The sequence below is a fragment of the Pseudoalteromonas sp. SiA1 genome, from assembly GCF_018732205.1.
GTDB classification, from domain to species: Bacteria; Pseudomonadota; Gammaproteobacteria; order Enterobacterales; family Alteromonadaceae; genus Pseudoalteromonas; species Pseudoalteromonas tetraodonis.
The window spans coordinates 2,698,072-2,724,013 of sequence record NZ_CP076084.1 but is presented as its reverse complement, the minus strand read 5'-3'; the positions used below and the strand labels follow the sequence as shown (position 1 = coordinate 2,724,013).

General features: G+C 41.0%; 19 protein-coding genes, 4 tRNA genes and 2 pseudogenes. 20 read left to right on the top strand and 5 right to left on the bottom strand.

The features are described 5' to 3' along the window. Positions 1–46: 46 nt before the first annotated feature. Positions 47–505, top strand: coding sequence for a DUF2147 domain-containing protein (locus tag KK487_RS12635; RefSeq protein ID WP_036956626.1), 459 nt, complete (start codon positions 47–49; stop codon positions 503–505). Positions 506–552: 47 nt separating this feature from the next. Here KK487_RS12635 and fldB read toward each other — a convergent pair whose 3' ends face one another. Beyond that, positions 553–1,074, bottom strand: a complete 522-nt coding sequence (fldB, locus tag KK487_RS12630; protein ID WP_008110660.1) for a flavodoxin FldB — start codon at positions 1,072–1,074, stop codon at positions 553–555. 105 nt (positions 1,075–1,179) lie between these two features. On the opposite strand from fldB, the gene xerD reads away from it, so the two are divergent. From xerD to KK487_RS12555, 15 genes are all read left to right on the top strand, one after another. Beyond that, positions 1,180–2,106 (top strand): site-specific tyrosine recombinase XerD, encoded by a 927-nt coding sequence (xerD, locus tag KK487_RS12625; RefSeq protein WP_008110662.1) that lies wholly within the window; start codon positions 1,180–1,182, stop codon positions 2,104–2,106. 72 nt (positions 2,107–2,178) lie between these two features. Further along, positions 2,179–2,907 (top strand): bifunctional protein-disulfide isomerase/oxidoreductase DsbC, encoded by a 729-nt coding sequence (gene dsbC / locus KK487_RS12620; RefSeq protein ID WP_008467797.1) that lies wholly within the window; start codon positions 2,179–2,181, stop codon positions 2,905–2,907. Positions 2,908–2,990: 83 nt separating this feature from the next. Beyond that, complete coding sequence (recJ, locus tag KK487_RS12615) at positions 2,991–4,712, top strand: single-stranded-DNA-specific exonuclease RecJ (RefSeq protein ID WP_008467799.1); 1,722 nt, start codon at positions 2,991–2,993, stop codon at positions 4,710–4,712. 145 nt (positions 4,713–4,857) lie between these two features. Continuing rightward, positions 4,858–5,956, top strand: a protein-coding gene (prfB, locus tag KK487_RS12610) for a peptide chain release factor 2 (protein WP_096038752.1) whose coding sequence is annotated in 2 segments (ribosomal slippage) — positions 4,858–4,932 and positions 4,934–5,956 — 1,098 coding nt in all. Because the reading frame shifts where the segments join, the coding sequence is not laid out codon by codon here. Positions 5,957–5,982: 26 nt separating this feature from the next. Next, on the top strand, positions 5,983–7,518 hold the full coding sequence (gene lysS, locus KK487_RS12605) for a lysine--tRNA ligase (RefSeq protein WP_008467803.1): 1,536 nt from the start codon (positions 5,983–5,985) through the stop codon (positions 7,516–7,518). A gap of 354 nt (positions 7,519–7,872) precedes the next feature. After that, positions 7,873–8,055 carry a hypothetical protein gene (locus tag KK487_RS12600; protein WP_013465804.1) on the top strand — a complete coding sequence of 61 codons (183 nt, stop codon included), beginning with the start codon at positions 7,873–7,875 and terminating at the stop codon, positions 8,053–8,055. Between the two features lie 128 nt (positions 8,056–8,183). Further along, positions 8,184–8,276 (top strand) — tRNA-Ser (locus KK487_RS12595). 34 nt (positions 8,277–8,310) lie between these two features. Next, positions 8,311–8,387, top strand: a tRNA-Arg gene (locus KK487_RS12590). A gap of 58 nt (positions 8,388–8,445) precedes the next feature. Further along, a tRNA-Arg gene (locus KK487_RS12585) sits at positions 8,446–8,522 on the top strand. 43 nt (positions 8,523–8,565) lie between these two features. Beyond that, positions 8,566–8,642: transfer RNA gene (locus KK487_RS12580), tRNA-Arg, on the top strand. A gap of 1,035 nt (positions 8,643–9,677) precedes the next feature. Further along, a complete protein-coding gene (locus KK487_RS12575) occupies positions 9,678–12,362 on the top strand; it encodes a TonB-dependent receptor (protein ID WP_036956625.1) in 2,685 nt (894 codons plus the stop codon). Positions 12,363–12,435: 73 nt separating this feature from the next. Beyond that, positions 12,436–13,212 carry a family 16 glycosylhydrolase gene (locus KK487_RS12570; protein ID WP_024600785.1) on the top strand — a complete coding sequence of 259 codons (777 nt, stop codon included), beginning with the start codon at positions 12,436–12,438 and terminating at the stop codon, positions 13,210–13,212. Between the two features lie 50 nt (positions 13,213–13,262). Further along, the gene (locus tag KK487_RS12565; RefSeq protein WP_036956624.1) at positions 13,263–15,791 is read left to right on the top strand and encodes a glycoside hydrolase family 3 protein; all 2,529 of its coding nucleotides are present in this window, start codon (positions 13,263–13,265) and stop codon (positions 15,789–15,791) included. Positions 15,792–15,924: 133 nt separating this feature from the next. Continuing rightward, positions 15,925–16,908, top strand: a complete 984-nt coding sequence (locus KK487_RS12560) for a sensor histidine kinase (protein ID WP_036956623.1) — start codon at positions 15,925–15,927, stop codon at positions 16,906–16,908. After that, the gene (locus tag KK487_RS12555) at positions 16,908–17,702 is read left to right on the top strand and encodes a LytR/AlgR family response regulator transcription factor (protein ID WP_024600782.1); all 795 of its coding nucleotides are present in this window, start codon (positions 16,908–16,910) and stop codon (positions 17,700–17,702) included. The genes KK487_RS12560 and KK487_RS12555 overlap by 1 nt, the downstream gene beginning before the upstream one ends. A 537-nt stretch (positions 17,703–18,239) precedes the next feature. Here the strand turns inward: KK487_RS12555 and KK487_RS18640 are convergent. Together KK487_RS18640 and KK487_RS18635 are read right to left on the bottom strand one after the other, a co-directional pair. After that, positions 18,240–18,449: pseudogene (locus KK487_RS18640) on the bottom strand (hypothetical protein); the annotation flags it as partial. Further along, positions 18,397–18,513: pseudogene (locus KK487_RS18635) on the bottom strand (hypothetical protein); the annotation flags it as partial. The pseudogenes KK487_RS18640 and KK487_RS18635, both read right to left, overlap by 53 nt. Positions 18,514–18,585: 72 nt before the next feature. On the opposite strand from KK487_RS18635, the gene KK487_RS12550 reads away from it, so the two are divergent. The 4 genes from KK487_RS12550 (at position 18,586) to KK487_RS12535 (ending at position 24,475) form a co-directional block, all read left to right on the top strand. After that, on the top strand, positions 18,586–19,758 hold the full coding sequence (locus KK487_RS12550; protein ID WP_036956622.1) for an exo-beta-N-acetylmuramidase NamZ family protein: 1,173 nt from the start codon (positions 18,586–18,588) through the stop codon (positions 19,756–19,758). A 30-nt stretch (positions 19,759–19,788) separates the two neighbouring features. Then, positions 19,789–21,429, top strand: coding sequence for a penicillin binding protein PBP4B (pbp4b, locus tag KK487_RS12545; RefSeq protein WP_036956654.1), 1,641 nt, complete (start codon positions 19,789–19,791; stop codon positions 21,427–21,429). Between the two features lie 80 nt (positions 21,430–21,509). Beyond that, positions 21,510–22,886 (top strand): Na+/H+ antiporter NhaC family protein, encoded by a 1,377-nt coding sequence (locus KK487_RS12540; protein ID WP_036956621.1) that lies wholly within the window; start codon positions 21,510–21,512, stop codon positions 22,884–22,886. 356 nt (positions 22,887–23,242) lie between these two features. Further along, entirely contained in the window at positions 23,243–24,475 is a 1,233-nt protein-coding gene (locus tag KK487_RS12535) for a hypothetical protein (RefSeq protein WP_215521819.1), read from the top strand. Positions 24,476–24,745: 270 nt separating this feature from the next. On the opposite strand, the gene KK487_RS12530 is transcribed toward KK487_RS12535, so the two are convergent. Next, on the bottom strand, positions 24,746–25,357 hold the full coding sequence (locus KK487_RS12530; protein WP_036956620.1) for a hypothetical protein: 612 nt from the start codon (positions 25,355–25,357) through the stop codon (positions 24,746–24,748). Beyond that, positions 25,350–25,934, bottom strand: a complete 585-nt coding sequence (locus KK487_RS12525; protein WP_036956619.1) for a sigma-70 family RNA polymerase sigma factor — start codon at positions 25,932–25,934, stop codon at positions 25,350–25,352. Before KK487_RS12525 ends, KK487_RS12530 begins: the two co-directional genes overlap by 8 nt. Between the last annotated feature and the right edge of the window lie 8 nt (positions 25,935–25,942).

Sequence of the window (25,942 nt, the reverse complement as noted above, 5' to 3'; positions counted from 1 at the left end):
GGTTGTTAGTATGGCACCATTATTGACTCATATTTAAAGTAATTTGATGAATTTATTAACTAAAAAATCAAAAAAAATACTATTACTAGCCCTTTTAGCGGGCAGCTTATTTAACACCTCTGAGGTTTTTGCTAACCCCACACCGGTTGGGCTTTGGAAAACTATTAACGAAGAGACTAACGAGGCTAAGTCGTACGTGCGCATTACTGAGCAAGATGGCGTGCTGACTGGAAAAATTGAAAAAATACTCAATAAAGCCAAGCAAGATGCACTTTGCACCGAGTGTGATGGTGATAAAAAGAATCAGCCTATGTTGGGGATGACCATTATTGAAGATGTGACCTATGCGGGTGACGGTAGTTGGGAAGACGGTGAAATACTCGACCCAAATAACGGTAAAACCTACAGCGTGCGTTTAACACCGCAGCAAAATGGCGAAAAACTAGAAGTGCGCGGTTATGTGGGCTTTTTTTACCGTAACCAATACTGGTTAAAAGTAGAATAGTTAAGAATTAAAAAGCGCTGCATGGCAGCGCTCTTTGCAATAGTGAGTTATAGGGTTTTAGCGTACTCTGTCATCACTTGTTCTACCCACGTGGCAATACGCTCGTCGCTTAGCTCGTACTGACTATCTTCGTCTAATGCTAAACCTACAAACTGTTTACCGTCTTCGGTAAGGGCTTTTGATGCTTCAAATTCGTAATTACTGTCGTTCGGCCAAAAGCCTAATTGAGTAATGGCTTGGGCATTTATTTCGTCGTGAAGCATGCCTAATGCGTCTTGAAACCACTGGCCATACCCTTGCTGATCGCCCATGCCAAATAAGGCAATGGTTTTACCATTTAGGTCGACATCTTTTATGTCGTCCCACTTTGATTCCCAATCTTCTTGAATTTCGCCAAAGTCCCACGTAGAAATACCAAAAATGATAAAGTCATATTGCTCAGCGTTTTTAAGCGGCTCGTCTTTAATATTGTGTAAACTGACGATATCGGCGCCAATAATGTCGCGTATTTTTTCTGCCGCCATTTCGGTATAGCAGGTAGTAGAACCAAAAAATAAACCAATCTGCATCGTATTTATCACTGTGTAATTGCCTGTTATGATAGGCTCAAGTTTACCGTAAGGTATTTTTAATTGATACCTTCTCCCGTGGTATTACCAACATGAGATCACAACGTGACAACGCTATCTGACGATTTACCTGAACAAAATACTGAGCTAAGCAGCAATAGCGACTTTTTAGAAACCTTTTTAGATAGCCTCTATTTAGAGCAAGGCGTAAGTGAAAACACACTGAGCGCTTATCGCAGTGACTTAGATAAGTTTTGCCAGTTTTTAAAAGGCGAAAACTTAATGACGGTAACCAGCTTAGATGTTGAAAGTTACCTAGCACACCGCGTTGATTTAGGGCTAAAACCACGCAGCACTGCGCGAAGTATTAGTGCATTAAAACGTTTTTATCAGTACTTTGTACGTGAAAAAATAATTAGCGACTCACCTATGGTCAATATTGCTCAGCCAAAGGCAGGGCAGTCGTTACCAAAAACGCTATCTGAGGCCGAAGTAGAAGCGCTATTAAGTGCGCCCAACATTGAAGAGCCAATGGGGCTGCGCGATAAAGCCATGCTGGAGTTACTGTATGCAACAGGCCTGCGGGTAACCGAGCTGGTGGGGCTTAGAATGGAGCAAATAAATTTGCGCCAAGCTGTGGTGTTTGTAAAAGGTAAAGGTAACAAAGAGCGATTAGTGCCTTTAGGTGAAGAGGCCATGTATTGGCTCGAGCAATTTTTAAAGCTCGGGCGCGCGCAAATGATAAAACATGCTACCGATTTTGTGTTTCCCTCAAAGCGAGGAGTGGGTATGACACGACAAACTTTTTGGCATCGGATTAAACACTATGCTATTTTGGCATCCGTTGAGTCGCCGCTATCACCCCATACCTTGCGACATGCATTTGCAACGCATTTATTAAATCATGGGGCTGACTTGCGTGTGGTGCAGATGATGCTTGGCCACAGCGACCTATCAACTACCCAAATTTATACGCATGTAGCGAATGAGCGATTAAAATCGGTGCATGCTGAGCATCATCCTCGTGCTTAAGCGAATTTTTTTGTCACTAAGCCGGTCATATAGACACGATAAGATAAGTATTTTTAGGATAGAGAACCCGTTATGAAAAAATTAATGTTAGCAGGTGCCATGTTGTGCACTAGTTTGAGCGCTTTTGCTAATAGCGTTGCAGTCACTCCGGATGCTACAGATCCTATCGTGACAAAATTTGCCGCGCTAGGGGTGACCGTTAAACAAATTAATCCAAGCCCAGTTGCAGGCTTAAAAGAATTGATCACCAATAAAGGTGTGCTGTATGCAAGTCCTGACGGTCAATTTTTAATGCAAGGTACGCTAATCGATCTAAACAACCGTAGTAACCTAACCGAGCAAGCACTTAATGGTGTGCGCCAATCAGGGTTAAAAGAATACGAAGACTCAATGATTGTTTACAAAGCACCTGAAGAGAAGCACAGCATTACTGTATTTACCGATATTAGCTGTGGTTACTGTCGTAAATTACACCGTGAACTAGATGACTTACTTGATGCGGGTATTACCGTTAAGTATTTAGCATTTCCACGCGGCGGTCTGCAAGGATCTGGTTACGCTGATTTAATGAATGTATGGTGTGCGAAAGATCAGCAAGAAGCATTAACTGAAGCTAAATCGGGTGCAGATACCCAAATTGTTAAAGGCTGTAGCGCACCTGTTGCTGAGCATTATCAGTTAGGCCAGAGTTTTGGTATTAGCGGTACACCGGCTATTATTTTAGAAGATGGCACGATGATCCCAGGTTATCAGCCTGCTGCGGCATTAAGCGCAGCGCTTGAGGCTAACAAAGCGGGCTAAGCAATACCACGAGTATGTGTTTAAAAAGGCCTTAATGGCCTTTTTTTGTCTTATATCATGAACATCATAAGTTAAAAACTAGCATGAAAAAAATGATCATTGCGCGAGAACCCGTTGACGACTCTCATCTGCCGAGCCATCTTCACCCTGTTATTAAGCAAATTTATGCCACGCGAAATGTGTCCCATGCCGATGAGCTAAACAATAGCGCAGCTACACTCCACGACTTCAAACTTTTTAAAGATATAGACAAAGCCAGCCAACTGTTAATTGAAGCCCTACACGCACAAAGCAAAATACTTATTGTGGGCGACTTTGACGCCGATGGCGCAACCAGCACCGCCACCTTAATGCAAGGGCTGGCCATGTTTGGCTTTACCCACTTAGATTACTTAGTACCAGACCGCTTTAGTTTAGGATACGGCTTAAGCCCAGCATTGGCTGAGCAAATAGTGACGATGCAGCCCGATTTAGTGATCACCGTCGATAACGGCATATCGTGTATCGCAGGCATTGATATTGTTAAAGCCGCAGGCATTAAAGTGCTGGTAACAGATCACCACTTGCAGGGTGAACAACTGCCTAACGCCGATGCTATTGTTAACCCTAACCGCCACGATTGTGATTTTCCCTCTAAGTCGATAGCCGGTGTTGGTGTGGCATTTTATTTACTCATTGCCCTGAGAAGCGCATTGCGTGAACAAGGTTATTTTGAGCAGCATCCTATGCCAAATATTGCTGATTTGCTTGATATTGTAGCGTTAGGTACGGTGGCCGATGTGGTAGCCCTTGATGCGAATAACCGCACCTTAGTGCACCAAGGCTTGGCACGTATTCGCAGTGGTAAAACTCGCCCAGGTATTACCGCACTGATTGAAGTGGCTAATCGCAATGCCGCGCGCTTGAGCGCCAGTGACTTTGGTTTTTCGCTTGCTCCACGCTTAAATGCAGCAGGGCGCTTAGACGACATGAGTCTAGGCATAGCGTGTTTACTTAGCAACGACATAAATCAAGCAAGGCGCATAGCTGGCGAGCTTGATAGTTTAAACTTTGCCAGACGTGAAATAGAGCAAGGCATGCAAGTAGAAGCGCAAGCGGTGCTCGATAGGCTCGCCTTTAAAGAAGATAGTGTGCCCGATGCTATTTGTTTGTACCAAGACGATTGGCACCAAGGGGTAATTGGTATTTTAGCCGGGCGCTTAAAAGAAAAGTACCACCGCCCAACGGTGATATTTGCCGGTGGTGAAAATGGTGAAATAAAAGGCTCATGTCGCTCAATTGAAGGCTTGCATATGCGCGACCTACTTGAGGGATTAAACACCGCGCAGCCTGGTTTAATTAATAAATTTGGCGGCCACGCAATGGCGGCAGGGTTAAGTATTAACGAGCAGCAATTTACTGAGTTTAAACGTGCGTTTGATAGTGCGGTCAGCGCGCAACTCAGTGAAGAAAGTAAACGCTGCATTGTATTTACTGATGGTGAACTACCTAACGACTGCTTTAGCATGGATTTTGCCCAGCTTTTAAAACAATCAGGCCCGTGGGGGCAGCAATTTCCTGAGCCGATATTTGAACACACCTTTGAAGTGATACAGCAGCGCATTGTGGGTGAAAAACACCTAAAGTTAGTCCTTAAACACCAATCTGCACGTTTAGTTGACGCCATAGCTTTTGGCATTGATGTAAAAGCGTGGCCAGATACCGAGGCGCAGTTTGTTAAAGTAGCGTACCAGCTCGATATAAATGAATTTAGAGGTAAATTTAGCTTACAACTGATTGTAAGAGAGCTTGAAAAAGTGGGCTAAAAAATATCTTCAAACCATGCATAAAAGGCTAATAAAACGCGCGGTTTTTTGTTAAAATCGGGCGTTTTTATTATTTGATGATTTTTAATTGCGCTCGGTCTCTTTTTTAAGTGCGCAATAACCTAGCCATTTTGGAGTAATGTACATGTTTGAAGTGAATCCTGTGATTAATCAAATCAAGGAAATTCGCGAACGTACTGAACTGCTTCGGGGGTACCTTTGACTACGCTCTTAAACAAGAACGTTTAGAAGAAGTTAACGCCGAACTTGAAGATTCAGCCGTATGGAATGAACCTGAGCGCGCACAAGCCCTTGGTCGTGAAAAGTCAGCACTAGAGGCTGTTGTTGAAACCATTGACACCTTAGTGGCGGGTACTGACGACGTTGAAGGGTTAGTAGAGCTTGCTGTTGAAGCCGAAGATCAAGACACCTTTGATGAAGCACAAAGCGAACTGGCTGATTTAAATCAGCAGCTTGAAGGCTTAGAGTTTCGCCGTATGTTTTCAGGTTCTCACGATTCAAACGATGCTTACCTTGATTTACAGTCAGGCTCTGGCGGTACTGAAGCACAAGACTGGTGTAATATTTTACTGCGTATGTACTTACGCTGGGGTGAAGCAAAAGGCTTTAAAGTAGAGCTAGTTGAAGCGACCGATGGTGATGTTGCTGGTATTAAAGGCGCAACGGTACGTTTTTCTGGTGAATACGCTTATGGTTGGTTACGCACTGAAACAGGCGTACACCGCCTCGTCCGTAAAAGCCCATTTGATTCAAGTGGCCGCCGTCATACCTCGTTTGCTTCTGCGTTTGTTTACCCAGAAGTTGATGACAACATTGAGATTGATATTAATCCGTCTGACTTACGTATAGACGTTTACCGTGCATCAGGCGCGGGTGGTCAGCACGTAAATACCACTGAATCAGCGGTACGTATTACTCACGTGCCAACTAATACTGTGGTGCAGTGTCAAAACGAGCGCTCGCAGCATAAAAATAAAGCCCAAGCAATGAAGCAGTTAAAAGCGAAATTATTTGAGCTTGAGCTACAACAGCAAAATGCAGAAAAGCAAAGCCAAGAAGACAACAAGTCTGATATTGGCTGGGGAAGTCAAATTCGTTCTTACGTACTTGATGACTCGCGTATTAAAGATTTACGTACCGGCGTTGAAAACCGTAATACTCAAGCGGTACTCGATGGCGACTTAGACAAATTTATTGAAGCCAGCTTAAAATCTGGTTTATAACCACCAAGCTAAAAAAGAGCTAAAAAATGACTGATCAAATCCAAGACGAAAATAAGTTAATCGCTGAGCGTCGCGGCAAATTAGACGCTATTCGCGCAAATTGCCCAGCCAACGGTCATCCAAACCAATTCCGTCGTGAGCATTACACGGCAGATTTGCAGGCTGAGTTTGGTGATAAGAGTAAAGAAGAATTAATCGAATTACAGCACGTAGTATCGATTGCAGGTCGTATTCTTGCTAAGCGTGGTCCGTTTATGTCTATTCAAGATATGAAAGGCCGTGTACAAGTTTATGCATCAAAAGACGTACAAAAAGATTTAAAAGCAAAATATGGCCAGCTTGATATTGGCGATATTATTGGTGTTAAAGGGCCGCTTAATAAATCGGGTAAAGGCGATTTATACGTAGACATGGCTGAGTACGAACTACTGACTAAGTCACTTCGTCCACTTCCTGAAAAATTCCATGGCCTATCGGATCAAGAAACGAAATACCGTCAGCGTTATGTTGATTTAATTACTAACGAAGCAACGCGTGAAACATTCCGTATTCGCTCACAAGTGGTTGAAGGTATTCGTCGCTTTTTAGCAGACCGCGATTTTATGGAAGTAGAAACGCCAATGCTACAGGTTATTCCTGGTGGTGCATCTGCGCGTCCATTCGTAACTCATCATAATGCGCTTGATATCGACATGTACTTACGTATTGCGCCTGAGCTTTACTTAAAGCGTTTAGTAGTAGGTGGTTTTGACCGTGTATTCGAAATTAACCGTAACTTCCGTAACGAAGGGTTATCAACGCGTCACAACCCAGAATTCACCATGATTGAGTTCTACCAAGCATACGCTGACTACATTGATTTAATGAACATCACCGAAGACATGTTACGTACAGTTGCAACTAACGTATTGGGCAGCCCAATCGTGGTTAACACCACTAAAGATGAAAACGGTGAAGTGATTGATTCAGTAGAGTATGACTTTGGTCAACCGTTCACACGTTTAAGCATGAGTGACGCAATCTTAAAATATAACCCTGAGTTTGATGCTGCGGTATTTAACGACCCAGAAAACCACTTTGAAGAATTAAAAGCGTACGCTAAACAAGTGCATGTTAAAATTCCTGAAAACTGCGTATGGGGCCCGGGTAAGTTTTTATGTGAAATATTTGAAGAGACGGCTGAGCATATGCTTATCCAACCTACATTTATCACAGGGTATCCGTGGGAAGTATCGCCACTTGCACGTCGTAACGACGAAAACCCATTTGTAACTGACCGCTTTGAATTCTTTGTTGGTGGCCGTGAGCTTGCAAATGGTTTCTCTGAGCTTAATGATGCACAAGATCAAGCTGAGCGTTTTTCTCGCCAAGTTGAAGAAAAAGACGCAGGTGATGATGAAGCAATGCACTACGACGAAGACTACATTCGCGCGCTAGAGTATGGTTTACCACCAACAGCCGGTGAAGGGATTGGTATTGACCGTTTAGTCATGTTGTTTACTGACTCATCAACTATCAAAGATGTTATTTTATTCCCGCATATGCGCCCACAAGCAGACTAAGCTTGAAGGAATAAACTAAAAAATTATCAACGCCGCTAACTAGCGGCGTTTTTTTTGCCCTATTGTTTGTGAGACATTGCCTAAACTTCACATTAGGGCTTTTAATTAATAAGTACTACACTGATAATTAAGTGTAAGTATAAAAGTAAATTAATCTTTAATTCAGCTTCATTATCATAAAGTTGCTTGACTGCTTAGCAACATTACAGCAGTGCTATAACTTTTTGGTATGATTGTTTTTTAAACATTATGTTGTATTTATGTGAATTTTTTAGCTAAAATGTGGCCGAAATTTATACACGGTCATTCTTAGTCGTAAAAAATAAAAATTTCTAAAGGACTTAGAGAAATAATATGAAAGCTAAACGAGTAGAATCTTTACCTGATGAGAACACTACAGAGCAACAGCGAGAAGCGTATTATCGCGCGTGTATTGCCGAGTTTCAGAAGTTAGGCTATCAAGAGCAATACCTTGCTGAACTTACGGACGAACTAGTGCCAGTGATGGGTGTAAATTCAAGCACCCCAAACACCTAACCTGATTATTTTTCAAACTAATTACACTTTAAAACCAGGCATGTGTGCAATCTATAGCCATATAGTCACTTTTGTCAGAAAAGTGTTTGACATATTTTCTGAAATCTTTATTATACGCCCCACAAGACGGAGAGGTGTCCGAGTGGCCGAAGGAGCTCCCCTGCTAAGGGAGTATAGAGTTTGTAGCTCTATCGAGGGTTCGAATCCCTCCCTCTCCACCATTTTTTAAATGGCGCATCTTGTAAAATAAAGTATGGGCGCATAGCTCAGCTGGATAGAGTACCTGGCTACGAACCAGGCGGTCGGAGGTTCGAATCCTCCTGCGCCCACCATACTTTACTCTCTTTTAGAGAACGCTCTGCTTAGAGTTAAAACAAGCAAAATGAAAGTGGGCGCATAGCTCAGCTGGATAGAGTACCTGGCTACGAACCAGGCGGTCGGAGGTTCGAATCCTCCTGCGCCCACCACTTTCAACTCTCACTTAGAGTTTAAATAAGTAAATATGAAAGTGGGCGCATAGCTCAGCTGGATAGAGTACCTGGCTACGAACCAGGCGGTCGGAGGTTCGAATCCTCCTGCGCCCACCACTTTCATACATAAGCCGACATTAAGTCGGTTTTTTTGTGCCTGAAATAAATCAAAGCGTGGATGTGGATAAAGTAACCTACTGCGAACCAAGCAGTCGGAGGTTCACTCTTACAAGATACGTCCTGCGCCCAGCACTTTCATACATAAGCCGACATTAAGTCGGTTTTTTTGTGCCTGGAATAAATCAAAGCGTGGATGTGGATAGAGTAACCTACTACGAACCAAGCAGTCGGAGGTTCACTCTTAGAAGATACGTCCTGCGCCCACCACTTTCATAAATAAGCCGACATTAAGTCGGTTTTTTTGTGCCTGAAATAAATCAAAGCGTGGATGTGGATAGAGTAACCTACTGCGAACCAAGCAGTCGGAGGTTCACTCTTACAAGATACGTCCTGCGCCCAGCACTTTCATACATAAGCCGACATTAAGTCGGTTTTTTTATGTCTGAAATTTGAGAAAGCTTTCAGATATCAGTTAAACCTAATGATACATACTGCCAAATCTTCCATTCAGTCACTTTTCTAAAAGCGCAGCGCCTCTTAACCTCTTTGTGAATAACGCCCTTAAAAACTTAAATGCACAAAGAGAAATGAAAGAGGGGTAAATGAGAAGTTCAAAATCACCATGAGTATTTAAACGCCTGTAAGCTACGGTCTATAAATAATATCACCACAACGTTTTAATGTAGACGAAGAGCTTGCTCACGTAGATGTGCCGTTTCCTCTAGCTACGAACAGGCTGTCATAGGTTAACCCTTACAAGAGATATCCTGCGTCTACCGCTTTTATAAATAAGCCGACACTAAGTCGGTTTTTTTGTGTCTGAAATAGAATCAAAAGGCTAAACTACGAGGAAAATACTTGAGGTTTATCTGGCTTTAGCTTCAAAAATTAGAAGGTGATTTCGGTTTGTATTATATCTAACTCGTCTTGGCGTATTTGACTAGTAATAAAAATAATCGATATGGATACTATGAGACTGTTAAATAAAAGTAACAAAGTTTAACGTTTACACACACATCCAAAAGGTCAAACATGCACACAATAAATAAAACAGCACTATCAATAGCCGTTGCGTTGGCTTGTTCAATGCCATTGAATGCTCAAGAAGCTTCTACGGATAAAGAGCAAGCGTCAGAAAAAGAAACAGTTTCATTAGAAATCATTTCGGTAACAGCAACTAAGCGAAAAACAAGATTAATGGAAACACCTGTTGCCATTACAGCATTAACTGAAGCCGAGCTGAAAAGAAACGGTGTTAATAGCGTTAAGGATATTGCTAACTTAGTCCCTGGCTTAGATATTTCAACTGCAACAGATCAAGCTGCGCCGGTTATTTCAATGCGAGGTGTACGCTCTACTAATATTACTGAGCTTGGCGATCCGGCTGTGGGTGTTCACCTTGATGGTATTTACTCACCACGTATGCAAGGTGCCCTTGCATTGATGTACGACATAGACAGGGTTGAAGCTCTAAGGGGCCCACAAGGCACTCTATTTGGTCGTAACTCAACGGTGGGTAGTATTAATGTTATTTCAGCAAAACCAGAGTTTACCGGTTTATATGGCAACGTCAGTATTGAAGCGGGAAACTTTAATAGTAAAAATATTGATGCAGTCTTAAATATTCCTATTAATGATGAATTTGCCGTTAGGTTTTCAGGAAAAGGCTTGAAACGGGATTCTTATTTAGAAGGGTATTACGATCCTAACCAATATGACTCAAGACGCTTAAGCGACGATATTCTTAATGCGCCAGTAATCTCTGAAGATTCTTATCAAGGCGTGGGTCAAACAATTACCCAACGAGAAAACTGGTGGATAGATGGCGCTGGCACAGATCCAGAAGCGCAAAAAGTTCGCGCGCTAACACCGGCTGATAAAAGCAATTTTTACAATAATGCTGATGAATATTCATTTAGAATTAGCACCTTGTGGGAGCCTTTGGGCGGCAATTTTTCAAACCACACTGTTTTTCAAAAGTATGTAAATGACAGCAATAACAACCTAGATTTAGTTAACTGCGATAAAATTCGTGGCAGAAGTGCTGAACTAGGGGGAGACTGCACTAACTTTTTACCCAGCGATAATACTTATCAGGCGGTTGTAAATGTGCCCGGTAAGCTTAATTTAGATATCACGTACTTAAGAAACACCCTTAATTACAACATAAACGATGAATATTCACTTGTCTGGTTATTGGGCTATGAAGATATGGAACGCTCTTCAGCACAAGATAGTGAAGTAGGTTTAGACCCTTGGGATGGCGCAACTTACTTTTTAGACGGCACTGGCGCAGAGTCTTTTTCAACTGAGCTGCAAATACAATCTGATGAATATGGCGACTTTATCTGGATTGCAGGTATTAATTACTTTCATGAAAGAACAAAAACCTTAGGTTATTACGATAATCCTATGGATGACAAAGCGTTTTGGGATCAACCCGATCGCTCTACCGACGCCCTCGCATTATTTGGTCAAGGTACATACAACTTAACTGAAAAGTTACACCTAACACTTGGCTATCGATTTAGTGATGAAACAAAAGAAGATAAAGGCGGAAAAACCTATCGCTGTTCTAATGCTGATGGCTGCGCCGTAGGTTGGTTAAATAGAACTGATTTAAATAACCTTCCTGTTGACTACTACGAAGATCCTTCTATTTATGCGTCATACTTTGAAAACGACAATAAGGGAAGTTGGAAACACCATGATTTTCGTGTTGGTTTAGATTATGACATTTCACCTGAAACCATGGTTTATACCTATCTTGCCAGTGGCTTTAAAGCCGGTGGTATTGGTGATGTTTACGAAGTGGTAAATGACAGAACCGGTGACGTTACTCGTTTTGAAACCAAGTTCGACCCAGAAGAAGTACTAACATGGGAATTGGGTGCTAAATCGAGCTTTTTTGATAACTCATTAAACCTAAAAGCCGCATTTTTTTATACAGATTACACCGACATGCAATACGCATCAGTGGGCTCTATTGGTAACGTAGAGCGTTTATCTGTGGTAGAAGATGAAGATGGCTCTCCCGTTTTAGACGGTAATGGCGAGCCTGTACTCGATTTTCAAAACAAGCCAGTTATAGCTTACTACACACAAAATGTCCCTGGCTCAACAATAAAAGGGATTGAGCTTGAGTTTGATTGGAAGCCGTATCCAAATGGTCGAATTAGTGGTTACGTAACGTGGACTGATGCAAAAGTTACTGAAGATTGGAATACTAAATGGGATTACGACGCGGAGTATCTGTTTGATATTTCTTATGAAGAATCAAAAAATCCTGAAAATACCCTGTTAGCTACCAATCTAAAGGGGAATAATTTAGCAATGACCCCTGAGTTTACCGCCAATATCAGTTACACACATACACTCAACTTAGGAGAGTATGGTTTTGTTCACGCATGGTTAAATGCCAGTTGGAAAGATGAGTCGTACTCAACGGTATGGAATGTTGATAAACATTTAGATGACATGGATTTTCAAGTGCCAGATGAAGCAACAAAATATATCGATGATAGCCGCGATGCGTTTGCCGTATTTAACGCCTCTATTAAGTATGAGCCGCAAGGACAAAACTGGTTTGCAGAAGTGTTTGTTAATAATGCTTCAGATGAAACTATTCAATACTGGAATAATACTGGTAAGGGAATCCCAAAAGGCAGCTTTGGTATGCCGAGATACTACGGTATGAGAGCGGGTTTTTCATTCTAAATAACCGAGTAAAAGTTACCCTCCTACAGGCTAAAGTACTGTAGGAGGTGCTTGATTAAATAAGGATTTAATAATGAAAACGAAGTTAATTTCAACCTTAGTTGCTGGCCTTATAGTTATTTCACCCGCCACATACGCTAACTATTTTAAAGACGATTTTTCGTGGGGATTTGACACAACTCTTTGGAGTGCACGTAGTGGCGATAATGGCTCACCTTTTGGCTGCGAATTTGTCCCAAGAATGATTAACCCAAGTCAACACGGCATCACCCTTTCTCTGTCACAAGGTGCATGTGCTGAGCTGCAAAGTAATCACTTTTATAGTTTTGGTAAGGTACAAGGCAGTGTTAAGTCGGGCAATATCGCCGGTACCGTGTCTTCTATTTTTACTTATACCTCATGGTGGGATTCGCCAGGACGCGCATGGCAAGAAATAGATATCGAACTATTACCTTCTTTAGGCAATGTTGTTCATACCAATGTGATTTACCAGCCCCAAGGAGGCACGTATCAAAGTTGGGAAAAGGATATCGATTTAAGCCAGTTTGGGCTTGATTACAGAGAAAACTTATTAACCATTGGCTTTGATTGGTCAAGCTCATCAATTCGTTGGTATCTGTACGACTCACAAGGAAACGAGAAAACAATTAGAGTGATGTACAAAGACAATGGGGATGGCGTAATAGCCGATAATGAAATTCCCGGCTATGCATGGCCAATTGATAAAACAAAAATAATGATTAACCAGTGGAATGGTGACAACTCGACTCAAGGGAATTACTTTCCGGGTCAATACTACGACAGCCCTTCATGGGCATATTATGATTTTATTGAATATATTCCACACTAAATTAATCAGTCCGTATTTTATAAAACAGTATTTAATCTCGAAGGTTTTAAATGTCGAAAATAAAACACCCTAAATTATTACTTTGCTTATTGCCTGTTTTTGGCATGTTCAACTGTCAAAATGTATTGAGTGCAGACAATCAGCAAGTTAACTGGCCTTATGTGAATACGCAACTTAAGCGTGATCCAGCCGTTGAAAAACAGATTGATAAACTGCTCGCAACAATGACTTTAGAGCAAAAAGTGGCGCAAATGATCCAGCCAGAAATTGGTTATTTAAGTGTAGAGCAAATGAAAAAGTATGGATTTGGCTCTTATCTAAATGGCGGAAATACTGCCCCTTACGGAAATAAACGAGCGGATCAAGCTACTTGGTTAAAATACGCAGATGAAATGTACCTAGCCTCTATGGATTCGACCATAGATGGTATTGCGATCCCGACAGTATGGGGAACCGATGCCATGCATGGGCATAGTAATGTGTATGGCGCTACGTTATTTCCGCACAATATTGGCTTAGGAGCTGCGCATGATGCTGATTTAATTAAACGCATAGGCCAAGCAACAGCAAAGGAAGTATCTGCCACAGGGATTGAATGGAGTTTTGCGCCTACTGTTGCTGTAGTCAGAGATGATCGCTGGGGCAGAACTTATGAAAGTTACTCAGAAGACCCTGAATTAGTTAGGTTGTATGCAGGTAGTATGGTGACCGGTATTCAAGGTGACATAGGCGCTGACTTTTTAAAAGGCAGTAACCGTATTGCCACCGCTAAGCACTTTGTGGGTGATGGTGGCACTGAGCGAGGCGTTGATCGCGGAAATACCCTTATTGATGAAAAAGGATTAAGAGATATTCACAGCGCAGGTTATTTTTCTGCTATTAATGAAGGCGTGCAATCAGTGATGGCATCCTTTAATAGTTGGAATGGCAAACGTGTACATGGCGATAAGCATTTATTAACGGATGTACTTAAAAACCAACTTGGTTTTGATGGGTTTGTAGTAAGCGACTGGAATGCGCATAAGTTTGTAGAAGGCTGCGATTTAGAGCAATGCGCCCAAGCTATAAACGCAGGTGTTGATGTAATCATGGTGCCAGAGCATTTTGAAGCCTTTTATCATAATACTGTTAAGCAAGTGAAAGAGGGGGTAATAGCCGAATCAAGAATAAACGATGCGGTTAGACGCTTTTTAAGGGCTAAAATCCGCTGGGGGGTGTTTACAAAGGGTAAACCATCAGCGCGACCTGAATCACAACACCCGCAGTGGTTAGGCGCTAATGAGCATCGCACTTTGGCAAGAGAAGCGGTTCGCAAGTCACTCGTTCTATTAAAAAACAACGAAAACGTTTTGCCAATTAAAGCGCATAGCCGCATCTTAGTTGCCGGTAAAGGCGCCAATGCAATCAATATGCAAGCCGGTGGCTGGAGCGTTTCTTGGCAGGGCACAGACAATACTAATAGCGATTTTCCAAATGCGACCTCTATTTATGCAGGTTTAAAGTCGCAAGTATTAAAAGCAGGCGGTGAAATAAGCTTAAGTGAGTCTGGTGACTATAAAACCAAGCCAGATGTAGCCATTGTTGTTATTGGTGAAGAACCTTATGCTGAGTGGTTTGGTGATATAGAAATGCTAGAGTTTCAGCATGAAAGCAAACACGCTCTTGCACTGCTGAAAAAACTTAAGGCAGACAATATTCCGGTAGTCACCGTATTTTTAAGTGGTCGCCCGCTTTGGGTCAATAAAGAACTCAATGCATCAGATGCCTTTGTTGCTGCATGGTTACCAGGCTCTGAGGGTGAGGGAGTTGCAGACGTATTACTAACAGATAAAAACGGTAACAGTCGGTTTGATTTTAGCGGTAAGTTGAGTTTTTCGTGGCCTAAATACGACGACCAATTTAGCCTTAACTTAGGCGATGTAAATTACGACCCGCTCTTTGCCTATGGCTACGGGCTAACTTATCAAGACACAGTAAACATACCTGTTGTGAGTGAAACTACAAGCCCTAAAAAAATCGTTAAAAGCGATGCACACCCATTGTTTGTAAAAAGTTTAGCTAAAAATCTCACTTGGGCGTTAGCTGATACAACAGCAAAGGTTTTAACTAGTGGTTCATCGGCCACCAGTGGCGATAAAAAAAGTTTGTTAATGCAATCGGTTAATTTATCGTATCAAGAGGATGCAAGGCAGTTTAAGTGGCAATCTCAATCCTCAGATGCAACGCTTAGCCTAAGTTACTTAAAACCTACGCTACTCGAACGCAAATTTAAATCAGGTTACCTTGAACTAAAGATGCGATTAGATAAAGCTCCAGAGCAAGGTGCCCAGTTACAAGTAATGTGTAATTTAGATAACTGTTTAAGAAGTATTGATTTTTCATCGTTTGAAAAAACAATGGCAGATAAGCGCTGGCATACTTTATCAATCGCACTCAATTGCGCCGATAGCGAACTGATTGAACAATCTATGTCAGATGTAATTCGTATTTCAGCTCAGCGTTTAAGTTTAGCAGTTGCAGATATCGCGTTGACTGCAAAACCTAATAATGACGCATTATCAATCACGTGCTCAAAATAAATAAGGCAAAGGCAGTTGATAATAAGTAAGCTATTCAACTGCCTTTAAAGTTGGACGTATTAATTTGAATTCCAAAAATCCCAGAAGTCATCTTTTCTGGTTGTTTCAGAGCTGCGGTTGGATTGTGTATGCAATGCTGACCGAGCTAATGATAAAAATACCAAGCGACGAGCCATGGTCGATACATATTCCGCATTTAGTTATTGATGTAGCGTGTGGCTTTTTAATCACCTTACTTTTAAGAAGGGCTTATAACTGCTCAAATAGGCAAGGGATTAAAGTTAAAATAGCACTGCATCTGGTGCTACTGTTAACTGCCACATTAATTTGGACACAAATTAAATGGGCGTCTTTGCAGTGGTTATATGGCAATTGGTGGCTTTCCATGTCGTGGTTTGACTTTGGTACATGGACGTCTGCATCGTTAACTATGCTCTCAACATGGACTGCTTTTTATTACGGGATCAAAATATATCTCGACAATTTAGAGCAAACTCAAAAAGCCGCAGAAGCGACACACCTAGCTAAAGAGTCACAGCTTAAAATGCTTCGATATCAGCTTAATCCGCACTTTATGTTTAACAGCATTAATGCTATTTGCACCTTAATCTTAAAAAAAGAAAGTGTGCAGGCAGTGAATATGCTCGAAAAGCTTTGTGATCTTCTGCGCCATAGTTTGTATACCGATCCGCTTGAAAAAGTAGCGATTAAAGAAGAAATTGCCATATTAAAAACCTACTTAGATATAGAGCAATGTCGATTTACTGACCGGTTAGAGGTTAATATTAACGTTGATGAACCATGCAACGATTTATTAATACCTTCTTTATTAATTCAACCATTGGTAGAAAACGCGTTAAAACATGGTATGCGCGCAGATCAAAAAATGGTGATCACAATTAAAGTTGAAAAAACAAAAACCGCATTGCTCATTAAGGTTGCAGATACTGGTAAAGGGTTTGACGATAATAAAAAATCGAAAAGGGGCATTGGCTTGGCTAATTGCGAGCAACGCTTAAAATTAATGTATGGAAATAGCCATCGCATTGAGAAAGGCAATGGCAAATTAGGCGGCGCATGGCTTTGTATTTCTCTTCCTATTAATGGTTTGCAATAATGATTCAATTAAAAACATTACTTGTTGACGATGAATACAGCGCTATTGAAGGGTTGCGTATTCGTTTAGAGGCCTTTGCTGAAATTGAAGTGATTGGCAGTGCACAAAGTGTTGATGACGCTATTAACGTACTTAACAAACATGACGTTGATTTAGTGTTTCTAGATATAGAAATGCCAACAAAATCAGGCTTTGAACTAATTAAATATTTTCAACCAGAAAGCTGTCCAGCGGTTATTTTTGTTACTGCGTTTCACCAGCATGCCGTTAAAGCATTTGAGGTAAGAGCCCTTGACTACTTACTCAAGCCCGTTAAGTTAGCTCGCCTTGCAGAAGCCATAGAAAGAGTAGTAAAAACAGAGCAACTCCACAGAAAAAATACATTGATTGAAGTACACCAATCGCTGATAGAAAACGAACATCAAGAATTAGAAAGCTCAAAAAACTCAGAATATAAATTTGAAGCCGAAAACTTAGTCATCCAAGATGCTAAAAACCCAATTCAAATAATTCCGTTTAAAGATATTTTATGGATTGATGCCGCAGGCGATTATATGTGTGTTCATACACTGGCTGAAACCCATGTAATGCGTGCGCGTTTAAAAGATCTTGAAAAAAATACCTTACCAGAAGACTTCTTACGCATACATAAATCAACGATTGTTAATTTAAGCCATATCAAACAGCTCAACCCATTACGTAATTCTGAATATATGGCGGTGTTAGATAACGAAAAAACACTCAAGGTAAGTAGAACGTACAGTAAAAACTTAAAGAGCTTAATAAAACAATAACGGTGGTTTTTTGGTAACACCACCGCCAACATTATCAATGTGGATGGAGAGCTTGCTTACGTTAGAAGCGCAGCTTCTGATTTATAATGTTTTAATCACTTCTCTAAAAGCGCAGCGCCTCTTAATCTCTTTGTGAATAACGCCCTTAAAAACTTAAATGCACAAAGAGAAGTGAAAGAGGAGTAAATGAGACGTTCAAAATCACCATGAGCATTTAAACGCCAGCAAGCTATATTTTAGAGATAATATTATCGTCTATTTTCAATGTGGACGTAGTGCTTGCTTACGTTAAAAGCGTCGCTTTTGATTTATAATGTTTCAGTCACTTCTCTAAAAGCGCAGCGCCTCTTAACCTCTTTGTGAATAACACTCTTAAAAATTTAAATGCACAAAGAGAAATGAATGAGGAGTAAATGAGACGTTCAAAATCACCATGAGTATTTGAACGCCAGCAAGCTATATTTTAGAGATAATATTATCGTCTATTTTCAATGTGGACGTAGAGCTTACTTACGTTAGAAACACAGTTTCTCATTGCTAAAACCTGAAACCTGCGCGAGGTAAACTCCCGCCTACAATATAAAAATTGCGCTTGCAAAAGGCTCGGTGTTTTATTTTTATTACCTGACCGCTGACCGCTGACCGCTGACCGCTGACCGCTGACCGCTGACCGCTGACCGCTGACCGCTGACCGCTGACCGCTGACCGCTGACCGCTGACCGCTGACCGCTGACCGCTGACCGCTGACCGCTGACCGCTGACCGCTGACCGCTGACCGCTGACCGCTGACCGCTGACCGCTGACCGCTAATTCTTAAAACCTAAGCTGCTCTTTAAACTTAGCTGTGTTATTTTAAATGCCTTGTTTAAAAGGATCTTGCTGTATGTTTAAAACCGTGTTTTTTACCTTCTTTTTTATACTAAGTGCACTTTTTACCGTTGCTACACATGCAAATGAGACTAAACATGCAATCGCCGTTGGTGCAGAGCAATTTGCTTTGTATGCACCCCAATTAAAAAACAAACGTGTAGGGCTGGTGGTTAACCAAACCTCTCTTGTGGGGCAAACGCATTTAGTTGATAGCTTGCTGGCTAAAAACATCAACATCACTAAAATTTTTGCACCTGAGCATGGCTTTCGAGGCGATCACGATGCCGGTGCTCATGTACAAAACGCCGTTGATAGCAAAACCGGTATTGCGCTTATTTCTATTTACGGTAAACACAAAAAGCCAACCCCCGAGTCATTGCAAAATGTAGATGTAATTATTTTTGATATTCAAGACGTGGGCGTACGTTTTTATACCTACATAAGCTCTATGCATTACATGATGGAAGCCGCGGCCGAGCAGGGTGTTGAATTTATAGTACTCGATAGGCCAAATCCTAATATTAGCCACATTGACGGCCCATTATTAGAAGCAGAATTTAAATCGTTTGTGGGTATGCACCCAATCCCTGTACTTCATGGTATGACGGTAGGCGAGCTTGCTAACATGATCAAAGGTGAGGGGTGGATCAATCAGGCTCGTGATTTAAAGCTAAACGTGATCCCTGTTGCCGGCTACACCCGCACAACACCATATAGTTTGCCGGTAAAACCAAGCCCTAATTTACCCAACGATCAATCAATTGCGCTTTATCCATCACTTTGCTTTTTTGAAGCCACTCCTATTAGTATAGGTAGAGGAACTGACTTTGCCTTTCAGGTTATTGGTTATTCACCAGTAGCACTTGGGGACTTTAGCTTTACCCCTCGCTCAATAAAAGGCGCAGCGCTTAATCCTAAATTTAAAGACCAAATGGTGAAAGGGATTGATTTACGCCATAGTAATATCACAGGCTTAAACTTAAATTATTTAATTAATGCTTACCAGCAGCTTACACAGGCTAAGCAGGTGTTTTTTGAACGTGCCGATTTTATGGATAAGCTCGCAGGTACCGATAAATTAAGGCTCGCCATAGAAGCAGGGCACTCAGCTGAGGAAATTAAACAAAGTTGGCAAGCCGGGCTTAAACAGTTTAAACAGCAAAGAGCGCCTTATTTGCTGTATTAATAAAAGGGATGCGTGCATTGGGCTTTAAAAATGATAAATAATAAAACGTACTATAAAGTAGTTATATTGCTGCTGAGCATTATTATTGCTGGCTGTAGTCGCTCTACAGCAATTAAATCAGAGCGCCCTTTAACGGCTAATCATATTAACGCGTTAGCTAATGCGCAGGTGATTGCTACCTTTCCTGAGCCAAATCCCAGCACCAGAGAATATGTAAATAACCGCGGCACTTTTAAAGCCTACCGGGGCCGAGGACAACTATTGCTACAAAATGTCAGTGCGGTTAGCGCCGATATATACATCAATAATAAAAAGCTCTCACTTAATGAGCCTTTACGCGCTAACACCGAGTACGACTTTAATTTAGGGCACTATACGCATAACGGCGTGAATACCTTTAAGGTAGAGAATATTCAACCTGCTGGCGGCAGTTTAACTCTGCGCTTTGCATTTGCTACCTTAGAAAATACCGCCACAAAAGAAATCGACTTTAGCCAAGTTGATACCTTAATTGAAAACGATATAAAAGCAGGCTTTCCAGGAGCAGTAATAGCGGTTGTTAAAGCGGGTAAGGTATTAAAATTAACCGCGTATGGCGATGCAAAACAATATCAGCAAAGTGATTTAATGCTACTGCGCCCAGAGCCTATGCAAACCAATACCTTATTTGACTTAGCCTCAAATACTAAAATATTTGCTACTAACTTTGCATTAATGAAGTTGGTCAGCGAGGGGCAGTTAAACATAAATCATACGGTGCATTCATACCTAAAAGAGTATCAGGGTAATGGCCGAGAGCACCGCCAAGTAAAAGACTTACTAACTCATAGTGCCGGTTATCCGCCAGTGTTTGATTTTCATCGAAAAGACACCGCTTACGGCGATGCGTTTTTCTCACAAACAAGCGAAACCACTAAACAGCTATTATTAACAAGTGTGCCATTAACCGCTGAACCTACAGCGCCGCATGTTTACTCTGATATTGATTACATGATTTTAGGGGTTTTAATTGAGCGAATTAGCGGCCAACCTCTCGATGAATACCTAGAGCAGCATATTTACGCGCCTTTAAAACTCAATAACACCTTATTTAATCCGCTTAAAAAAGGTTTTAATCGTCAGCAGTTTGCTGCCACGGAGCTTAGCGGTAATACCCGAGATGGGCGTATTCATTTTGATAATATTCGCACCAATGTACTGCAAGGGCAGGTGCATGACGAACGTGCTTATTATTCGCTCGATGGTGTTGCAGGCCATGCGGGATTATTTAGTAACGCTCCCGATTTAGCTGTGCTGTGCCAAGTTCTACTTAACAAAGGTGGTTATGGCGATACGCAAATTTTTAACGCCAGTAGCTTAGCGCAATTTTTAACGCCACAAAGCAGTGATGAAACCTACGGGTTAGGCTTTCGTCTTGCTGGAAATAACCAAGCGCGGCGTTGGCACTTTGGCCCTTATGCCAGCGCTCAGGCCTATGGCCACACAGGGTGGACAGGCACAGTCACCGTGATTGATCCGGCTTACGATTTGGCCATTATTTTACTGACTAATGCGCGGCATACTCCTATTAAAGGCACTGAAAAGCGCTATCAATTCGTAGGGAAAAATTTTGAAACAGCGCAATACGGCTCTATTGTGTCGCTTGTTTATGAGGCATTATTAAATCAATAAGTGTTAGTAAGTGACTTAAGTGCTTATATCTATTAAGTTAAGTAAAGCGTCGTCATTATAAAAATAAATAAGGTTTGTTTATGCATTGGTATTCTATTTTACCGCCACTGATTGCCATTGCTATCGTGTTTTGGCGTAAAGAAGTGATTATGGCTCTTTTGGTGGCAGTGGCTTCATCAGAGTTTTTACTGGCCATTCAGGGCGAAGGAAATAGCGTATTTAATACATTTTTAAATACCATAGAGCGCATTATTTCGGTAGCAAGTTCCCCCGGTAATACCCGTATACTCATATTTAGTATTTTAATAGGCGCATTACTGGCCTATATTCGCGAGTCTGGCGGTGTTGCTGCTACCGTTAATTTGCTGATGAACAAAGGCGTTGCTAAAAGTAAGCGCCAAGTAGGCTTTTTAACTATGTTTACCGGCGTAGCGGTATTTATAGAGTCAAACTTAAGTGTGCTTACCTCGGGTATTTTATCTCGCGGTCTGTTCGACAAATTTAAAATGAGCCGCGCGCGTTTAGCCTACATAATCGATAGCACTAGCGCCCCTGTGTGTATTTTAATATTACTAAACGGCTGGGGGGCATTCGTACTGGGCTTGCTAGGTAATTACGAATTAGGCGAGTCGGCCGTATCGGTGCTGTGGGGCAGTGTAGGCTATAACTTTTACGCCATAATCACCTTGGTTATTGTTTTTTATACTATTGCCTTTGATAAAGTTCATGGCCCAATGAAAGTAGCTGAACAAAAACTAGAGCTACAAACAACTGAACTAAAAGAAGAAGTAAAAGGCTCTAAAGCACGCTTTATGCTAGTGCCACTGCTAACGCTAATTGTTAGCATGGTCGGCTTTATGTTTTACACCGGTAACGGGGTACTTGCCGAGGGTAGCGGTTCAAAATCAGTATTGTACGCCACGGTTTTAGCTATTGTTGTAGCCTATTGTTTAATGATTGGCTCGCGCCAATTTACCCATCACCAACTTGTTGATACCGGCTTTAAAGGCATGGGCGAATTAATGCCGTTAGTGGCCATAGTACTGTTGTCGCTTACACTGGGTGCAAGCTTAAAAGAGCTAGGTACAGGTGTGTTTGTCGCATCTTTGGTTGGCGACTACTTACCTATTTATTTAATAGTACCGGTGCTGTTTTTAACCGGCGCGGTTATGTCGTTTACTACAGGCACCTCTTGGGGCACGTTTGCCATCCTCATCCCCATTGGTGTACCGCTTATTCAAGCGCTTGGTTTACCGCCATCGTTGGTGGTAGGCGCTATTTTAGGCGGCGGGATATTTGGCGATCACTGCTCCCCAATATCCGACACCAGCGCGGTATCTGCCATCGCCTCGGGCTGTGATTTACTCACCCACGTTAAAACCCAGCTACCTTATGCGTTAGTGGGCGGCGGCCTAACGTTTGTAGCTTACTTAATAACGAGCTTAATTGTTTTGTAGGTTGGGTAGAGCGTAGCGAAACCCAACAGAACGGCAACCCACTTTGCAGCTTTAACGTTAAATATAATTACTTTTTTGTAGGCGCTTAGCTTGTTAGGGCATCGGGCTATCTTTACTATTTGTGAATTTGATAGATGTAAGTTATGTAATAAATATACAGTATTTATTATTTAGCTTCGCGTTTACGAAATTACATATTCTCAGAACGTTGCAAGTTAGGTTTATGCTACTAGTTATTATAAAGATCACGTCTGACATTCTTATATAACACTAAAGAAAACTCCTTTGTATTACAAGGATGCGAACATTGCATTAAGGCTAGGCAATATTTTACTTTTATAATATTTATGTTACTCATGAAACTATGTTTTTTAATTGTAAATGAGTTAATATATTTACAATTGCATTTCAGTATTAAATCAGCTTTAGGTTATGGTATTAATTTGATTAATTATATGAAGAAAGTTTTAAGTCATCATTTGACTCTTATTTTTGCTTTAATTGTATTTCTCAGTTGGATCCTAGTTCAGTTTTATTTTTATAAATCTATTAACTGTGCTTCAGAAACTTGCAGTATTAAGCTGCCATTTTTTGGTGTACTACCTAAATCATTAGTTGAATCTTACCTTGCGTCTTCTATTGATAGCTTCATTTTCTTTTTATTTATTGGTGCCATTGCACTGTTTATTTCACTTAAAAGTCCTGAAGAAGAAGATTTATTAAAAAAAATAAACTTTATCTTTCCCGAAACTAAGAATGATCAGAATTTATTACTGCATATAAAGGAAAGAGTTGCTTCGCTCGCATGCATTGTTACAGAATCTAAGAGGCATATCGATCTACAAGATATTTCTCAGTGTAGTAACTTTGTAAAAGTGTCTATTAAAAGTGAATCTCAGTTGACGAATATATATCATAATCATGATTATATTAATAATAAAATGACCTTCTCTATTAAAGCCAACCCTGTCCAAGGTGAAGAACTATGGGGTGAAGTAACAGAGGCTTCATTGACTAGCTGCACTAAAACTTTACCTAAAGATCATAATAATTTGCGGGCCAATAAAAAACTAACAGCGAAAAAGCCTGAGTATAGTAAAAATCTTTCTATAAAGTTAAAGCCTTCACAAGGCGCAATTTATCGTACAAGTGCGTGGTGTTGGCAAAATCCAAATGATGATTTTAAATTTAAAGTTAATCGATATACTAAAAAGCAAAGCTACACAGTTAGGAACTCATCGTCTAATACAATTAACTTTTCAGTAAAGTCTAAAAAATTAACGATAGGTGTAGCTGAGAAAATAGCAAATTATGTTAAACAGTACTTAGATAAAAATGAAGTTTCTAGTGTTAATATAAATAAATTATTAGACAAAAAGAAAATTGATGCAGATTTTGAGAAGCAAAATGAATCTTCTAAATCTTTTACTCTTAGGCCCTTAGAAGTCGCTGAATTTGAATGTAGAGGCGTAACTCCTGATGATATAGTTATACTTAAAATTCACACTAAAGAAGCTAAAGAATCTAAAGAAGCTAAAGAAGCTAAAGAAGCTAAAGAAGCTAAAGAAGCTAAAGAAGCTAAAGGTTGATAAAGATAGTCTTTATTTTATCCATTTATGTTGCTATGATTAAGGTCAGATAAAAATTTAAGGTGGTGGAATATGAAAATAGTTATTATTTATAAATCTAGTGAGTTCACTGGAGCATAATTCTGTAACTCATCTAATAGAAAAAGCTATTATTATTGAATCTTAGAGTATTCTAGCTTGACATTAAGAGCCCTCATTTACCAAGAGGGCTCTTTCGTTTTTATAGGTAAAAACAGATTAGTGCATGAATAAATAAACTTAGTCTATTATTCAAGCCTCGCACTGCCTAATCCCAACCCCAGCATGTTTAAGTGCAATAATCTGCCCTTTGCCGTTATGCGCCATAGCAAGCGTGTCACCGGTATTGATATTACTTTCAACTGCATGCTTTCCTTTTAAATCACTGAGCAGTGATTGTTTAATGTGTACCAGTACCTCGTCATTGCAGCTGGCTATGTACCAGTCGTTGTCGACCTTTACGAGCGTGCCGTATTCTATATGGTGTTGTTGATGGCGGCGTAAGTCGTTTGCTAGTTGGGTGTCGAGCGCGCGTTTTTGTTGCGTTATGGTGCTTGCGTAGCTACCTGTTTGATCTATTTCATGCGTTGTTATAAACGAGTAGTCGTGTATGTCTATGGTGTTTAATACGGTTTTAGGGGCAGTATTTATCACGTTGTTACTGTCGAGCACTATAAAAGCCAGTAAGCCCAGTGCGCAGGTAAGACTTGTGAGTTGCAGGGCAAAACCAAGCCTTTTAGGTTGTTTTTGGATTACGGAGTGTTTTAACGCCTGTTGTTGAGCATGCGAAAGAGTGGTACGTGCTTTTCGCTCGTTATAATGTTGTGTGAGCTTTTCATTAAACTGCTCATCAGGCTTATTCATTACATTCTCCTAATAATTGTTTTAGGTTTTGTTTGGCGTAGCGTAGCCTTGTTTTTATGGTTTGGGCGTTGCTTTGCGTTATAAGCTCTATATCGGCAAGGCTAAAGCCTTCTTGTTGTAAGGTTATGGCCTCGCGCTGCACAAAACTAAGTTGCTTGAGCGCAGCATTAAACGCTTCATAACTTATGTGTGTGTCGCCTATGTGTGAGTCACTACTTGTTAATTCACTTTGATTGTTATTTTGCGCAGGTAGTTGGCTGTTTTCGTCAAGCTCGACAAAGTGTTGCTGTTTGCGGTATTCGTCTATTAGGGTGTTGCGTGCGAGTTTAAATAACCAGGCTTTGGGCGTGGTTTGTGTTTGGTAAAGGTGGCGCTTTTCAATAACCTTTAGCCATGTTTGTTGGCTTACGTCATATGCTAAATGTGTATTAGACTGGATAACTAGGTAGTGATATAAATCGTTACTGTATAAGGCAATAAGCTGCTCTAAGTGGCGGTTGTCGCCACTTTTTGCATACCGCGCCATGCAGTCTTTGCTTGGCGCTTCAAATAACCATGACTTAATACTCAATAGCATAGGCGCTT

Bases quoted from the DNA above. Each gene is read 5' to 3' on its own strand.
- fldB (WP_008110660.1), bottom strand. From the start codon at position 1,074: ATGCAGATTGGTTTATTTTTTGGTTCTACTACCTGCTATACCGAAATG.
- KK487_RS12555 (WP_024600782.1), top strand. From the start codon at position 16,908: ATGATTCAATTAAAAACATTACTTGTTGACGATGAATACAGCGCTATT.
- KK487_RS12600 (WP_013465804.1), top strand. From the start codon at position 7,873: ATGAAAGCTAAACGAGTAGAATCTTTACCTGATGAGAACACTACAGAG.
- dsbC (WP_008467797.1), top strand. From the start codon at position 2,179: ATGAAAAAATTAATGTTAGCAGGTGCCATGTTGTGCACTAGTTTGAGC.
- KK487_RS12540 (WP_036956621.1), top strand. From the start codon at position 21,510: ATGCATTGGTATTCTATTTTACCGCCACTGATTGCCATTGCTATCGTG.
- KK487_RS12565 (WP_036956624.1), top strand. From the start codon at position 13,263: ATGTCGAAAATAAAACACCCTAAATTATTACTTTGCTTATTGCCTGTT.
- pbp4b (WP_036956654.1), top strand. From the start codon at position 19,789: ATGATAAATAATAAAACGTACTATAAAGTAGTTATATTGCTGCTGAGC.
- KK487_RS12525 (WP_036956619.1), bottom strand. From the start codon at position 25,934: ATGCTATTGAGTATTAAGTCATGGTTATTTGAAGCGCCAAGCAAAGAC.
- KK487_RS12635 (WP_036956626.1), top strand. From the start codon at position 47: ATGAATTTATTAACTAAAAAATCAAAAAAAATACTATTACTAGCCCTT.
- KK487_RS12575 (WP_036956625.1), top strand. From the start codon at position 9,678: ATGCACACAATAAATAAAACAGCACTATCAATAGCCGTTGCGTTGGCT.
- KK487_RS12550 (WP_036956622.1), top strand. From the start codon at position 18,586: ATGTTTAAAACCGTGTTTTTTACCTTCTTTTTTATACTAAGTGCACTT.
- lysS (WP_008467803.1), top strand. From the start codon at position 5,983: ATGACTGATCAAATCCAAGACGAAAATAAGTTAATCGCTGAGCGTCGC.
- KK487_RS12560 (WP_036956623.1), top strand. From the start codon at position 15,925: ATGCTGACCGAGCTAATGATAAAAATACCAAGCGACGAGCCATGGTCG.
- recJ (WP_008467799.1), top strand. From the start codon at position 2,991: ATGAAAAAAATGATCATTGCGCGAGAACCCGTTGACGACTCTCATCTG.
- KK487_RS12535 (WP_215521819.1), top strand. From the start codon at position 23,243: ATGAAACTATGTTTTTTAATTGTAAATGAGTTAATATATTTACAATTG.
- KK487_RS12570 (WP_024600785.1), top strand. From the start codon at position 12,436: ATGAAAACGAAGTTAATTTCAACCTTAGTTGCTGGCCTTATAGTTATT.
- KK487_RS12530 (WP_036956620.1), bottom strand. From the start codon at position 25,357: ATGAATAAGCCTGATGAGCAGTTTAATGAAAAGCTCACACAACATTAT.